This is a genomic window from Umezakia ovalisporum Ak1311 (genome assembly GCF_029891685.1).
Lineage (GTDB): Bacteria > Cyanobacteriota > Cyanobacteriia > Cyanobacteriales > Nostocaceae > Umezakia > Umezakia ovalisporum.
Map to the genome: position 1 here is coordinate 24,759 of NZ_JANQDJ010000048.1, position 13,913 is coordinate 38,671.

General features: G+C 40.7%; 13 protein-coding genes and 1 pseudogene. 8 read left to right on the forward strand and 6 right to left on the reverse strand.

Annotated elements, in window-relative coordinates:
• Window positions 1-141: 141 nt before the first annotated feature.
• The 3 genes from NWP25_RS08865 to NWP25_RS08875 all read right to left on the reverse strand — a co-directional run bounded on the left by NWP25_RS08865 (window position 142) and on the right by NWP25_RS08875 (window position 5,235).
• Window positions 142-510, reverse strand: coding sequence for a hypothetical protein (locus NWP25_RS08865; RefSeq protein WP_280651138.1), 369 nt, complete (start codon window positions 508-510; stop codon window positions 142-144).
• 134 nt (window positions 511-644) lie between these two features.
• Window positions 645-2,348, reverse strand: coding sequence for an ABC1 kinase family protein (locus tag NWP25_RS08870; RefSeq protein ID WP_280699225.1), 1,704 nt, complete (start codon window positions 2,346-2,348; stop codon window positions 645-647).
• Window positions 2,349-2,649: 301 nt separating this feature from the next.
• On the reverse strand, window positions 2,650-5,235 hold the full coding sequence (locus NWP25_RS08875; protein ID WP_280686624.1) for a M1 family metallopeptidase: 2,586 nt from the start codon (window positions 5,233-5,235) through the stop codon (window positions 2,650-2,652).
• A gap of 729 nt (window positions 5,236-5,964) precedes the next feature.
• Between NWP25_RS08875 and NWP25_RS08880 the strand changes: the two genes are divergently transcribed.
• From NWP25_RS08880 to NWP25_RS08890, 3 genes are all read left to right on the forward strand, one after another.
• Window positions 5,965-6,453 (forward strand): GNAT family N-acetyltransferase, encoded by a 489-nt coding sequence (locus NWP25_RS08880; protein WP_280651135.1) that lies wholly within the window; start codon window positions 5,965-5,967, stop codon window positions 6,451-6,453.
• Between the two features lie 61 nt (window positions 6,454-6,514).
• On the forward strand, window positions 6,515-7,210 hold the full coding sequence (locus tag NWP25_RS08885; protein ID WP_280651134.1) for a ComF family protein: 696 nt from the start codon (window positions 6,515-6,517) through the stop codon (window positions 7,208-7,210).
• A gap of 72 nt (window positions 7,211-7,282) precedes the next feature.
• The gene (locus NWP25_RS08890; RefSeq protein ID WP_280651174.1) at window positions 7,283-7,738 is read left to right on the forward strand and encodes a PPC domain-containing protein; all 456 of its coding nucleotides are present in this window, start codon (window positions 7,283-7,285) and stop codon (window positions 7,736-7,738) included.
• 14 nt (window positions 7,739-7,752) lie between these two features.
• Here the strand turns inward: NWP25_RS08890 and cobS are convergent, their stop codons facing one another.
• Entirely contained in the window at window positions 7,753-8,523 is a 771-nt protein-coding gene (gene cobS / locus NWP25_RS08895; RefSeq protein WP_280651173.1) for an adenosylcobinamide-GDP ribazoletransferase, read from the reverse strand.
• Window positions 8,524-9,069: 546 nt separating this feature from the next.
• On the opposite strand from cobS, the gene NWP25_RS08900 reads away from it, so the two are divergent.
• The 5 genes from NWP25_RS08900 (at window position 9,070) to psbM (ending at window position 11,719) form a co-directional block, all read left to right on the forward strand.
• Window positions 9,070-9,522 carry a hypothetical protein gene (locus NWP25_RS08900; protein WP_280651133.1) on the forward strand — a complete coding sequence of 151 codons (453 nt, stop codon included), beginning with the start codon at window positions 9,070-9,072 and terminating at the stop codon, window positions 9,520-9,522.
• A gap of 140 nt (window positions 9,523-9,662) precedes the next feature.
• Window positions 9,663-10,784: a tRNA guanosine(34) transglycosylase Tgt gene (gene tgt, locus NWP25_RS08905; RefSeq protein ID WP_280651132.1), complete on the forward strand. Its 1,122-nt coding sequence runs from the start codon at window positions 9,663-9,665 to the stop codon at window positions 10,782-10,784.
• Between the two features lie 94 nt (window positions 10,785-10,878).
• Window positions 10,879-11,016 (forward strand): photosystem II reaction center protein K, encoded by a 138-nt coding sequence (locus NWP25_RS08910; RefSeq protein WP_006195022.1) that lies wholly within the window; start codon window positions 10,879-10,881, stop codon window positions 11,014-11,016.
• Between the two features lie 191 nt (window positions 11,017-11,207).
• Window positions 11,208-11,504 carry a 2Fe-2S iron-sulfur cluster-binding protein gene (locus NWP25_RS08915; protein WP_280651131.1) on the forward strand — a complete coding sequence of 99 codons (297 nt, stop codon included), beginning with the start codon at window positions 11,208-11,210 and terminating at the stop codon, window positions 11,502-11,504.
• A 98-nt stretch (window positions 11,505-11,602) separates the two neighbouring features.
• Window positions 11,603-11,719, forward strand: coding sequence for a photosystem II reaction center protein PsbM (gene psbM / locus NWP25_RS08920; RefSeq protein WP_280651130.1), 117 nt, complete (start codon window positions 11,603-11,605; stop codon window positions 11,717-11,719).
• Between the two features lie 77 nt (window positions 11,720-11,796).
• On the opposite strand, the gene NWP25_RS08925 is transcribed toward psbM, so the two are convergent.
• The gene (locus NWP25_RS08925) at window positions 11,797-12,648 is read right to left on the reverse strand and encodes a universal stress protein (protein WP_280651129.1); all 852 of its coding nucleotides are present in this window, start codon (window positions 12,646-12,648) and stop codon (window positions 11,797-11,799) included.
• 803 nt (window positions 12,649-13,451) lie between these two features.
• Window positions 13,452-13,670 (reverse strand): annotated as a pseudogene (locus NWP25_RS08930) (IS4 family transposase); the annotation flags it as partial.
• Window positions 13,671-13,913 lie beyond the last annotated feature (243 nt).

The window sequence follows — 13,913 nt, forward strand, 5'->3', positions numbered from 1 at the left end:
ATGATCAGCCACTCTGCGACCCCTCCCAATTTCCCGATGCACGAATAATACAGCCTACAACTTACTTTGTATGAAGGTATAAAAAACTTATTATCTCATAACTAAGGCAGCAGAAGGAGAAGATATCTGTTGAACCCAGGTTCAAGAATCTAAATCCAAAGCTTGGATTCCTTGGCGTTTGGCAAAAGTTAGCAGGCTTCCCAATTGCAACCAAACCAGGAAACAAGTGAGAAAACTCAATGGTAAACCAATTCCTAAAGCCAATATAGATGGAAAGCCAAATATCTCTAAACCCGATGAAAGAAATAGACAAACACCCCCAGTGATTCCCAGAAATGGCACAAACAATTGTTTTAGTGAGGAAGGAGATTGAGATTCCTCTCCACTATCTTTTGGCCATTGCTGCACTATTACTTTGAGGGTACCAGATAAAGCCAGACCAGAAGCCAAGGCTATCAAAAAACCAATTAGTAGCAGAAAATACGGTGGTTGTGCAGGATAATAGTACATAAAAACTCCGGGTAGATATTAAAAAACTTATCCACAAAAAATTTGGGATTTTTATTTTTTACTGCTGGCAGCAAAACCACCAAAGGAAAGTTCATCAGTAAGCTGAATAAAAGCCTTGCTGGAAGGTGGGGGCTTTAAACCCAAATTTTTGGTAAAAAACCAGATTTGGGAACAATAGCTGCCACGCTTTCCAGTGATAAATTTCTCAACATACCGATGGCTACGTCTAACAAACGATTTGGTTTAATGTCTTCTTTAACCAAATCCCACAGCCGTTGAACTTCTGCGGTATGAAGACGGTCATCTTCGGTAAGTGCCAATACCAACTGGCGGCGGAGAAATGTACCTTCTTCAGACAGCAGATATTGTAATCCCATTTGCGCTGTTGGTAAGACATCAAAGCTGCTGTCAGTGCGAGCGATTTCAATCAAATTTTCTAGGCGTTGCCACTGGAATCGATTATCTTTAAACAGCACGTTTAGTAGTCGCCGCCTTAATTCAGGGGATTCCCCAGTTAGTAGGCGTCTTGCTATGTAGGGATAACCGACTTCCACAATTTTGAAATTGGGGTTCAAACTGAGGGCAATACCTTCTTGAGTTACCAAAGAACGAATAATCAAGGCAAATTTTGCCGGTACTCGAAACGGATATTCATACATCAGTTCGGAAAATTCGTCAGTGATGGTTTTGAAATTAAACTCATGGACATTTTTGCCAATGGCATTTCCCAATACTGATTCTAATGCCGGGATAATAGGGCAAATATTAGTGTCTGGAGTCAAAAAACCCAAAGCGACAAAATTTAGGGCTAAATCGCCATAGTCCTTGTTAACTAGATGCACTAGGGCATCTACTAAAGTTTCTTTGGTGGTTTCCTCTAGCTGATCCATCATGCCAAAATCAATGTAAGCCATACGTCCATCAGCCATGGCGAACAAATTGCCGGGATGGGGGTCAGCATGAAAGAAACCGTGTTCTAACAGCTGTTGTAGGCCCGCGGTAACCCCAATTTGGATGATCATCTCGGGGTCTAAACCTGCTTCCTTAATCTTGGCAGTATCGGTGAGTTTGAAGCCATTAATCCATTCCAGAGTTAAAACATGGGTGTTGCTATAACTCCAGTAAATAACTGGGACCTTGACTCGCGGATCGTTGCGGAAGTTACTGGCAAATTTTTCCGCGTTACGACCTTCATTGATGTAATCAATTTCCTCAAATAACTTGATGCCAAACTCGTCCACAATTAAAGTCAAATCGTGACCAAGATTGAGAGGTAGCCAAGGTGCTAACCAACTAGCCAACCAGCGCATCAGATAAAGGTCTAATGTGATTACTGGGCGTAAGTTGGGACGCTGTACCTTCACTGCAACTTCTTCACCAGTTATTAGACGACCGCGATAAACTTGCCCTAAACTGGCCGCAGCTACTGGTTTGGCTGACAAGGCGCTAAAAACTTCAGAAATGGGTTGGTCTAACTCGGTCTCAATAATTTGATAAGCGATGGCATTCTCAAAAGGTGGTAACTGGTCTTGTAGCTTGACTAATTCATCTAAGAAATCTTTCCGTACCAGGTCTGGACGAGTAGATAAGGCTTGACCTACTTTAATAAATGTTGGGCCAAGTCCGGTGAGCAGTTCTCGTAACTGGATGGCACGTTTGCCTTGATTTTGCTCAACTTTATCTTGCCATTCGTCCCACTTGAGACTAAAAATAAATCCAGCAAAAGACCAGATAATTTGCAGCAGTCGCCCCCAGGCAAGCCAGGGGCGGTAACGATAGTGACGAGCGATCGCTTCAGGATTGTAGCGTTTTAGCTGACCAGGTTGATACTGACCCACGCCTTTACATACCTCTTCAACTGGGAATTAGATATTGTCGTTTTTTATGTTCCCACCTACAAGTTGATTGTAAGTTAGGAGTATTGGTAGTTTCTATTAAAAACTAGGAAATTTAAATTGTTTCCGGGTAATATTCTCGGCGAATTTAGCCTATCTTACTTCCCAGATATTTTTATCTTTTCCTTAATTATACTTTATAAAAGTACAAATATTCTCTTGGCACTGATGAATGAGTAATGTGTCAAAGGTCAAAAGTAAAAAATTATACTTTTACCCATGACCAATGACCAATGGCTAATGACTATTTGGATTTTGCTTCCAAACCTTCCAAGCGACTTTTCAGTTCTTGATTTTGTTTTTTGAGCTGGTCCAGTTCCTCACGCATCTGGCGCAGTGCATTATCTGTACCCACATTCTTTTGCACCTTGGCAATTTCTTCTTCAGCATAGCGACGTACACGCCCATCTGCTGTTTGATCGGCTAGCGATCGCAAAATCCCCATAGCTTTGGGAGTTTCCATTTGTCCCAAGGCTGTGACTACCGCCACCTGGGTTAAAAAGAAGGTTTCTTTGGCGAGTTCTGCTAACTTGTCTAAAATCCGTTCTAAATTCACCGGACTTTGACCCACAGAAATCTTACCTAAAGCGCGAATTGTCGCTAGACGCAACGACTGTGGTACACCAAGTTGCGTGTATTCTAGCAGCAGATTTAAAGCGGCTTCAGAAGTTTTCAGTTCAGCTAAACCCCCCACTGCGCCACTGCGGACAACTTCGTTCCAACCAGGTTTTTCTGCTAAAACCGACTTTAACTGCTTGATTACCTTTTCTTCCTTGGGTTTTTCTGTTAAATTCCCAGCCGCGATTGATCCCAAAGCACGACAAGCTGCTGCTTCTACGTAGTAACTAGGATCCCCATTTTTCAGCAAATTTTTTACAGCTTTGTAACTATCATGAATTTTGATTGTCCCCAGTGCTTCTACCACTGAACGCCGCACATAAGGATTTTTGTCTTGTAATCCAGCAACTAAGCCATCAAACGCTTGATTTAACTTAATTTCTGCCAGTTGTTTAGCTACTTCCACCTGAACACCCCAAAATAAATCATTTTTCAGTGCATCTGACAGAGCGATGGTAGCTTCTAATCCACCTTTTTTTGCCAGAGCTTCTGCTGCATAAATGCGACAGATCGGGTCAGGAGCAAATTCTAACTGTGCTTTTAACTCTGGTACTGAATATTCCAGAGTCACGGTTTTGAGGAAATTATTTCCTACATCAAAGCTGACAAATTGGGGTTTTTCTGCTAGAGGAAAGTAAAAGGTTTGTTCCCATTCATTGACCCGCACAGTGAAAGTTTTGAGTTGTGCAGCTTTACCCGGTTGGGTGTAGCCAAAACCAATGGGAATTTTCAGGTCAAACAAATCTTTACTATCATTTTTCTCGGCTTGGGTTTGAGTTACAGTTACTCTTGCCAAATTAGCCTCCCCATCCCAAGAGTAGGCGACTTTAAAATCAGGATGACCACCACGATAAACATACTGGTCGAAAAGGAATGCCAAATTACGCCCGGTAGACTTTTCAATTGCCCGGAGTAAGTCTACTGTTTCTACTGTTTTATGGACATTATCTCGGACAAAGGTTTGAATTGCTTGCCAGAATAGTTCTTCTCCCAATTCTGCCCGAATCATGTGATAGACACAAGAACCTTTTTCGTAGATATGGCGGTCATAAAGTTCAATGGCCTCTCGGTAAACATGAGTTACCATCGGGCGACGGTAACGGCTGCTATCTTCGTTTAAGTAACTCCTAGATTCTAATAATCGATAGTATGCGGCTTCTTGTTGACCATATTCATGTTCTGTCCACATTACCTCAGAATAGGAAGCCATACCTTCCTTAATCCAAGCATGAGACCAATGTTTAATTACTAGCAAATCACCAAACCACTGGTGAGCTAATTCGTGGACAACTAAACTTTCTGTATTGCGATTATCTAGGGCGGCGCGTTCATCCAGTAAACATCTATCCGTTAACAGGGTTGTAGAAGTATTTTCCATACCGCCAAAGATGAAATCATCAACGCAAACTTGAGCATATTTAGGAAAAGCATAAGTATAACCATACTTTTCGCTCAAAAATTCCATCATGCGGGGAGTTTTGCCCATGCTGCGTTTAGCATCATCCTTTCTACTCTTTTCTACGTAGTAGATGACGGGTTTACCTTGCCATTCATCACGAATTTCCGCAAAGTCACCCACTGCTAAAGTCATTAAGTAGGTGGGATGAACCTGCTTTTGCGACCAATGGTAGATTTTTTCATCACCATCGCTTTTGGTTTCAATCAGCTCGCCGTTGGAAATTGCAATTAAATTTTTGGGAACCCGGACGCGAATTTCCGAGGTTGAAAGTTGTCCTGGATAGTCGAAACAGGGAAACCAGAAACGAGAGTCTTCATCCTCACCTTGAGTCCAAACTTGGGTAGGCTTTTTGGGGTAATATTGGTCTGGTTGAATGAAGTAGAGGCCGCGTTGGGGTTTTTCCACTAAGTAGGCGATGTCAATCAACAAATGCTTACCAATCTGCGTTGGTTGAGACAGTTGAATAACAAGCTTTTCTCGGTCATAGTCAAAGTTCTGGGATATCTCGTCTACCTTGACAGATTGGATATTTAGGTTAACAGCATCCAAAGTCAAACGCTCAATGCCATTACGAATGGGTAAAAGGCGAATGCTGCAACTACCGTGGTAACTTTGGTGAGGAATATCCAAGCACAGATCGAGGAAAATATGCTCTACTTGTCCAGGGCGGTCGGGGTTGTAGTGCGGTTTAGCTCCTGGTAACTCAAAAGATTTATGACTGTTGTTTTCTGTATCAAAATAAAAATGTGACATTGATGCTTACTAACCTTTTAATGCAAAAATTCTGTTTTGATGCATTTGAATGCTCTCAAAAACACAGTGGGAGCCTCAGAAAACCTACGCCTTAGGGAAGGGATGAAACCTAGAACAAAGGGCTTGAGCTTTGGGTTTCTTTTTTTTAATATTCACGAATTGCCTCTTTATTCAAGTCTTTAATTGACCTCTGTGTTGGAGAAGATTTCTTTTTTAATCCTTCATACTCTTGCTCAGATAGTCTCAAGTTATAGCTTTGCATCATCCCGCATTCGTGTTAATATGGGATGAGTTTAGCACTACAAGATGAAAAACTCCAAAAACATAACCTGTGTGTTCAACGACTAAACCATAACAATTGACGATATGGGTTGTGCTTCAACAAGCAAAATCTTCAAAGTTTGCAAGCGCAAGTAGTCCCGCGGTCTGGAAATAGGTGGAAGCCGACAGGACTGTTTTAGCAAGTTGAAGTGCCTTTGGGGTAGAACAATGTCCCCTAGTGCCCCTTGAGCAAAGGTACCAACAACGGTTCAGAATGCTGGTTTTTCAAAGCCAGGAGGGTTCAAATATTGAATATGCCAATTTACAGCAGTTTTCATTGAGTAGACTGGAATATAGATACAGAAAAATTTTCTGTGGACACCTGATCCCTAAGTGGTAGTAATCATTCCCTGGCTTAAAGGTATGGGGGTTTGTCCCCATCCCAACACTACACATCTGTGAGGTTTTATGAAAAACTATTATCAAGATTTTGTAATTCGTAACTGGGAGATGGGTGATCGCACCAGGGCAGCTTCTGTGGTCAGTTATGTATTATCAGAATATGGTCTGAATTGGGAACCCAAGGGCGCAGACAAAGATGTACTGCAAGTAGAAGAATTTTACTTAGCCACCGGAGGTGAATTTTGGGTAATCGAACACCAAAATCAGTTAGTAGGTACGGGAGCATACTATCCGATCAAACGTGGAAAAAAAGCTGTAGAAATACGCAAAATGTATCTCTTATCGAGTGTTAGAGGGTTAGGACTGGGAAAATATTTGTTACAACAGCTAGAAGCAGCCATCGCAAACCGCGGTTTTCAGGAAATTTGGATTGAAACCGCTAGTGTTTTGGTGGAAGCAGTCAAGTTGTATGAAAGCAATGGTTATAAACCAGCTACAGAAGTGGAAACACCACGCTGCGATCGCGTGTATGTCAAATTCCTACACGATGGTTAATAGTTAAAAGCTAAAGGGGATTCTCACTCCCCAGTCGCCAGTTCCCAGTCCCTATTTTAAAATGCCCACCTGGAAGCAAAACTTTGACAATTTTTTTAACCTGTTTCTGCAATCTAATTGTCCTTTATGCCAAAGACCTACCTCTAGTGAATTTTGTCCTTACTGTACTCAGCAACTAAAAAACTGTCAGCATAAAGATCCTACGGCTTTATGGCAACAACCAATCCCTGTGTTTGGCTGGGGAATCTATGACGGTATTCTCAAACGAGCGATCGCCATGATGAAATACGACAATCAACCCCAAATTGCCCGCCCTTTAGGACAATGGCTAGGAGAAGCATGGTTGTTATCAAATCTTTCCAACTGCAAACAAACGGTTCCTTTAGTCATCCCAATACCACTCCATCCTAATAAGCAAAAAAAACGCGGTTATAACCAAGCTGCACTCATAGCTGAAAGTTTTTGTCAAACCACTGGGTTAAAATTACGGGTAAATGGTTTAAAAAGAGTACAAGACACTAAGGCACAGTTTGGTTTATCTGTATCTGAACGAGAAAGTAACTTAGCTGAAGCATTTGCTGTTGGGGAAGAATTACGTAATTGCCGTCTCCATGTTCCAGTGTTATTAGTTGACGATATTTATACCACTGGTGCCACAACCAGGTCTGCTGTAAAAATACTTAATGAGAATGGTATTGCTGTATTTGGTTTATTAGCTGTTACTACTGCTGTAAAGGACAAATATACTAAAAGTTGATGGACAACTTATACCTGAAAAATCTATAATCGTCCGATTGGCCTGTTTTTGTGGGAAAACTTTCTAATAATGATCATTAAAGCTTTTGCCGTCGGTTTCAGACAACTAATGATTATTTCTACCACCTTATTGGTAATTGGCATAAATACAAGGGTAGGATTTGCTGAAAATAAATTGTATAATCCAATTCCTTTAACATTGAGTACTGAAGTGTCGGATACACTCTCAGATAAAGACATTCCCACAGGTCAAGGTGGGTTTGGCCGTGACTATACAGTAAAGCTAAATAAGGGTGATAAGTTAGTGATTGACTTGACTTCTGAGAGTTTTGACACCATCATCACACTCTTAGCACCCAATGGAGCAACAGTGGCTGAAAATGATGATGGACCTGACGGTACTAGTAATTCTCTACTGTTTACACGCATTAATGAAACAGGAGGCTATATTATACGTGTCCGCTCTTTTGGGGAAACTGGGGTTGGGCCTTTTAAACTGAATGTAACCAAGCTACAAGTAGTTAAGTAATTCGTGATTCGTGATTAGAAAATCGTCAGTACACACAGAAATAAGGCTTCTGTCCACTCCACCACTGCCCCGTAGGTATCTCCCGTGTGTCCGCCTAATTTATGATGGAACCATGCCCCGGTGAGACTGGCCATCGCACTTCCAGCTAGTAGCATAGTAAATGCCAAAAATAAATGTTTACTGTCTAACAAGCTCACTAACCCACTGAGACTGAACAGCAATAACAGTCCTGGTAATAAATCTTTATATGAACAAATAGCTTGTTTATGAAGTGCGCCTTTACCAGTGGGTTTCAAATAGGGATATCGAGCAATGGCCAGTTGTTGTCCCCAACGTCCCCATCCACAAGTAGCCATTAGCACCAGCCAACGGTTTTCTTCAATATCGATTAAGGCTGTAGTTTTGAGTAATATTAGGGCAATAGCAGCCATTGAGCCAAAAGCACCCGTGGCACTATCTGCCATTACCTCTAATCGTTTTTCTGGGTTACCCACCGCCAAACCATCGGCAGTATCCATTGCCCCATCTAAATGCAATCCTCCAGTAATGGCAATCCAAATACCTACTACTAAAGCACTACGTGTTACCACTGGCATTCCCAGATGATTCACCAGGGCATCACACAACCCTAAAATTCCGCCAATCATCACCCCTACTAGCGGGGCAAAACACGCTACTGTGCGGAAGTCTAGCCCGTTTATATAGGGTATAGGAATAGAAGTATAGTATACTACACTAGCCAATAAATTAAAAACTAATTTCTTCCACCACTGGATTTGATACATTTCGCTACTCACTACACGTCAACTACTCCAACTAGGCTGGTGCTATCTTTTACCCCATCTTTGGTCTAATCTTTCCTCCCACACCGGAGAGGGCTGAACCATCCGCCTTGAGCATCCTGAATTCTACTTCAGTCAAGATAGATGCACTCGCGAACCAAAGAGCGGTTGATATTGTTGGGAGATAGAATTGTCATTGCCAGGGTGACATCCCCACATAACATTGCTGTACCTGGGGATGTCAACCGATATTGTTAAAGCTTTAAATAAGATAAACTTAAATTGGAGACTCATTAAGAAAATTTTGTTATACTGTGCTCAGTAGTGTTTTTTGCTACTGCTCATTATGACCTAATGGCAGTGAAGTCAGCAAACCAAACTAGCACAAGCAAGAATTGGATTTTGCATTCTTAGACTCATAACTGACTTTAGACTTAATTAGACGATAACCCTCCAAAGTTGATATTTTCTAAATGTAACGGGCCAACAGGCTGTTAAATTCATTTTTAGCTGTGTTGTACCTTGCCTTTGCTTATCTCCTATTTTCCTATGAGTCATCATCTACCCGACACCAGGATACCAGCTCCGTGTATTGTTAACACGGGAATAATTGTGAATAAGCTCGACATTAGGCGATTACTGTCTGATTTAGGTCGAGTCCACTACATCTACACCCAAGAAGGCAAATTACACAGCGAGGGTGAAGGAGATGTGATGGAAGTTTTTGTCAATCCTCAAAGATCTACCCTGGTTGCTAACTCTGCCCTTTACTTGAATGTTTATAGTTTTGATTACTTGGAACTAAAACAGTCTCCGCAAAAAGAAACCTACTTTGACTTGTGGCAAGAAGGTATGTGTCTACGTTTGATTCCTCTTTCCACTCCTTCACAAGAAAGAAAAGAGCGCAACTTGAATGTGAGCGCTATAGAAGCGATGATGGAGCAAGTTTTTTCCGCCAAGTGGGATGCAGAAATTGACGATGACTGTTCTGATTCATTTTAATTAGCCCCTGATAAAGCATATACTCAAAAAGTTGGTAATCGGTTGGTGGCGAATACTGAACTGTTCACAACGAATCGATTGCCAGTTTTTAATTTTTACTTTTTTGTCCATACATTCAGCTCAATAGCATTAATTTTACCTTGAGTGCCAATTTTTCTTTTCAATCCCTAGCTCAATGTAGCCAGACAAAAGCTAGGGCTGGGGTGTTTATGACTCCTCACGGACCTGTGGAAACCCCAAGATTTATGCCTGTGGGAACACTGGCAAATGTCAAAACTGTGACTCCAGAACAGTTGAGAAACACTGGGGCGCAAATGATATTATCCAATACTTATCATCTCCATTTGCAACCAGGGGAAAGTATCGTAGCGGGTGGTGGTGGATTACACAAATTTATGGGTTGGAATGGCCCAATGCTCACTGATTCCGGTGGTTTTCAGGTGTTCAGTTTGAGTGAAATGCGTAAAATTTCTGAGGAAGGAGTAACTTTTCGCTCTCCCCACGATGGTCAAATTATTCACCTAACGCCAGAACGCTCCATAGAAATCCAAAATACTTTGGGTGCTGATGTGATCATGGCGTTTGACGAATGTCCCCCTTACCCAGCTACTCGCCAAGATGTGGAAGTTGCCACCCAGAGAACTTATCGCTGGCTCCAACGTTGTATAGCATTTCATCAACGTAGCAATCAAGCTTTGTTTGGTATCGTCCAAGGAGGAGTGTATCTGGATTTACGCATCCAAGCTGCCCAAGCTTTAGCGAACTTAGATTTGCCAGGATATGCCATCGGTGGTGTGAGTGTGGGAGAACCCCCTGAACTCATGGCTCAAATTGTCAGGACTACAGCACCACTTTTACCACCAGAAAAACCTCGTTATTTAATGGGTGTGGGTACCTATCGGGAAATGGCAATTGCCATCGCTTGTGGTGTAGATTTATTTGACTGTGTAATTCCTACTCGTTGGGCAAGACATGGTACAGCAATTGTTCAAGGTGAACGTTGGAATTTAAAAAATGCTAAGTTTCGTGAAGACTATACACCGTTAGATGAAACTTGCCCTTGTTATGCTTGTCAAAACTTTAGCCGTGCTTACATATCTCATCTAGTGCGATCGCAGGAAATTTTAGCTTACACATTATTGAGTATCCACAACATTACCGAATTAATTCGCTTTACACAACAGATTCGTGAAGCAATATTAAGCGATCGCTTTGCTGAGGAATTTGCACAGTGGCTGACAGCAGAAAATGTTGAGTATTAATAATCTCATTAACTCAGGATTCAGGACTGACTAAACCATGTTAAGATACATCTCAATTATGAAGTCTATGTTAGATAGGTGGATTTAAACAAACATGGAAGCAGCATTATTACTGGCAAAACTGCCTGAAGCATACCAAATTTTCGATCCTTTGGTAGATGTTCTCCCAGTTATTCCCGTCTTTTTCTTGTTGCTGGCTTTTGTATGGCAAGCAGCTGTTGGCTTCAGGTAAGCTAACCTATTACCCACTGCTGGGACAGGTATGTTACCTGTCCTATTTCTTTGGCAATTTATGCTTATTTAAACTTGATATTTATTAATCTTTTGTAATAACTACCAGAAATTAAGTAGGATAGTGTACGGAACTTTCACAAAAATCAGCTTTGCCAGACACACTTACAGTTAAAGAGGTATAAATTAGCTATGGGTAACATGAAATTTGTCAAAGAAAATAAAGAAGTAATAGCGGCTGATGGAGCTAATCTTCGCATCAAAGCCATGGAAAATGGCATTGATATATACAAATTCATGGGCAAAATGACGAATTGCGGTGGCAATGGTCAATGTGCTACTTGCATTGTGGAGATAGTCGAAGGAATAGAAAATCTTTCCCCTCGCACAGATGTAGAGAACCGCAAATTTAAGAAAAAGCCTGATAATTACCGTCTGGCTTGTCAAACTTTAGTAAATGGCCCAGTAACTGTGGTAACCAAACCCTGAATTCTAACTTGTAAAAAATTTGAGCTAAGACTGGCATCGATAATGCTATTCTAAAAATGTTGACTAAAAACTAAAATCAATAGAGAGGTTTTCTTGCTATGCAAGTAAATGACCTAGGGTTCGTAGCGAGCATTTTGTTCGTTCTAGTACCCTCAGTTTTTTTAATAGTTCTTTACATCCAAACTGCTAGCCGTGAAGGTGGAAAAGATTCTTGACATTTGTTCATAAGATAAATAACCCCAACACCATTGGTGCAGGGGTTTTTTGTGGAAGATTTACGCAAGCTGTGATCTTAAGCAGCTGTCCGCGCCAATAAAACAGGACAAGTTGCATTAACTCGAACATAGTCAGACAAAGAAGCCCCGATAAGTCTGTCTATATCGACAAAACTCCTGGCTACAGACGGACGACGGTCTGGAGATCCGAGCAATAATAAGTCTATATTTAACTCTTCCGCTAAACGGCAGATTTCTTCCCCTGGTTTGCCGCTACTGGTGACACAACGAGTGTTCACGCCGTATTTTTGTGCTTCGGCAACTGCTTCTGCCAAAATAGAATTCTTTTCTGGGTTAATTTCACTAACTCCGGATGCTTTGGTGCGCAAATCTGTGGTGATATGAGCCAAAAATAATTGACTACCCTGAATATCTCGTAAGAGAAACAGTGCCAAGCTTAAGCATTTTTTGGCAGAATCAGACTTATCAATCGCCACCATCACCCGCTTAATTCTCTTGACGTAAATATCATCCTTGACCAGCAACATCGGGCGAGAAGATAGCTGGAAAACGTACTGACTAACCGAGTTAGATAAAATTGATTGCAAACGTTTAAGCCCACGTGAACCCATAATAATTAAGTCAGCATCAATTTCATCTGCTACCTGGCAAACGACATCCTTGGGGTCACCTTGGCGCAAAATTGAAGACACCAGACTAGGGTCTAAATTCAAATGCTGAATAGCATTAGCCAGGATTTTACCACCCTCTTCCCATTTTTCTGTCATGGCAGCAGCAGTACTTTGGGGAGGTACAACATGCAAAACTGTAACTTTTGCAGATTGGATTGATGGCATTTCTTTTAAGCTCTTGAGCATTTCTTCTGCATGGCCCAAGCCAGAAACCGCTAACAAAATTTTTTCAATCATTGTTACATCTCGCCGTTAAAGTTGCTTTGGTGTTTGCTCTTATTACTTCGTTCAGTTGAATGTTTCAACGCCTGGTTCAACAACCTAGTCAGTCAGATGGGACAAACTTTTAATCATTAGCTACTAGCACAAAAAAAAGTGACAAATAGTTAATTAATATTGAGTTTTTTGCCCTGATTTACCTAAAGCTTGAACTAGGCTTCAATGATTAAGCATATTATAAATTTAGCTTAAACAAGTTTATAGAATATTATCTTAGTTATTACTTTTTATTTATATTAATTTTCTTTAATTACTGAAAGTTAATTCTTACTAAGAATCTTAACAAGATTTTACTGGTTTAAAATTGTTAAGCAATATGAATTAAATAACAATAGAACTTACACAACTGGCACAGGGGATGGCTCAATAAAAGTACATTTGTATTATATAACTGACGAAACTAGCACAGGGGGATATCTAGTTTAGGAGTGTAACTATTCTGATGATCCCAACATTTCTACTGTTTAATGAATGCCCTCATCACTAATATGTTGGTTGAAAAAGGTGAGGTTATTACGGACTGTACTTTGAAACAGTTGGACATATCGAGTTACTAACCCGACTATTACCGATAATTCCTTGATGATGTCTAAATTCCCATAAGATGCTGTTGTAGTAATGGATAGGGGATTTGCTGAGTTAAATTTTATCGACGAATTAGACCAAGCTGGTAAGTATTTTGTTTTGGGAATAAAAAATAATTGGAAATTAGAGATTGATTCAGAAACTGGACTAGTCAAAATTGGTTCAGCTACAAAAATATTGGCATTTTTAGTAATTAATTTATCCAGTTTCAAGTGCATTTTTAAAAACTTCCATAACAGTTCGACTCCCCACCGACAGCAATAAATATCGCGGATATCTTCATCTGTAACTGCTGCTTCTCCATCGGCTGGTAAATTAGTAACCAACCAGAATTCTACTTTAGTTTCTAAGTCACAAAAATTAATCACTCTATAAGCTTTAGCATCTGTAGCTGAAGCTGAAATGATAACCTGAATGACGGAAAATCAGGGATGGTGGGTTACTTAGGGTACAACAGAGCTTATAAAAAAGCTTTGCACTAATTTAATGATTTATGTAAACCCAGAAATATTGACTGTTGACTGTTGACTGTCCAAGTTGTGCGTCGGTGATACAAAATTTGAGCAATTAATGACTCTATTCTTAATAGACAATGAACTTTATCTGGGTAAAACGCAAAAGTTGTAAATTTTTATTGC

Excerpts from the sequence above, each read along its gene's own strand:
- NWP25_RS08925 (WP_280651129.1), bottom strand. The coding sequence starts at position 12,648 with ATGATTGAAAAAATTTTGTTAGCGGTTTCTGGCTTGGGCCATGCAGAA.
- cobS (WP_280651173.1), bottom strand. The coding sequence starts at position 8,523 with ATGTATCAAATCCAGTGGTGGAAGAAATTAGTTTTTAATTTATTGGCT.
- NWP25_RS08875 (WP_280686624.1), bottom strand. The coding sequence starts at position 5,235 with ATGTCACATTTTTATTTTGATACAGAAAACAACAGTCATAAATCTTTT.
- NWP25_RS08910 (WP_006195022.1), top strand. The coding sequence starts at position 10,879 with ATGGAAGCAGCATTATTACTGGCAAAACTGCCTGAAGCATACCAAATT.
- psbM (WP_280651130.1), top strand. The coding sequence starts at position 11,603 with ATGCAAGTAAATGACCTAGGGTTCGTAGCGAGCATTTTGTTCGTTCTA.
- NWP25_RS08880 (WP_280651135.1), top strand. The coding sequence starts at position 5,965 with ATGAAAAACTATTATCAAGATTTTGTAATTCGTAACTGGGAGATGGGT.
- NWP25_RS08915 (WP_280651131.1), top strand. The coding sequence starts at position 11,208 with ATGGGTAACATGAAATTTGTCAAAGAAAATAAAGAAGTAATAGCGGCT.
- NWP25_RS08900 (WP_280651133.1), top strand. The coding sequence starts at position 9,070 with ATGAGTCATCATCTACCCGACACCAGGATACCAGCTCCGTGTATTGTT.
- NWP25_RS08885 (WP_280651134.1), top strand. The coding sequence starts at position 6,515 with ATGCCCACCTGGAAGCAAAACTTTGACAATTTTTTTAACCTGTTTCTG.
- NWP25_RS08865 (WP_280651138.1), bottom strand. The coding sequence starts at position 510 with ATGTACTATTATCCTGCACAACCACCGTATTTTCTGCTACTAATTGGT.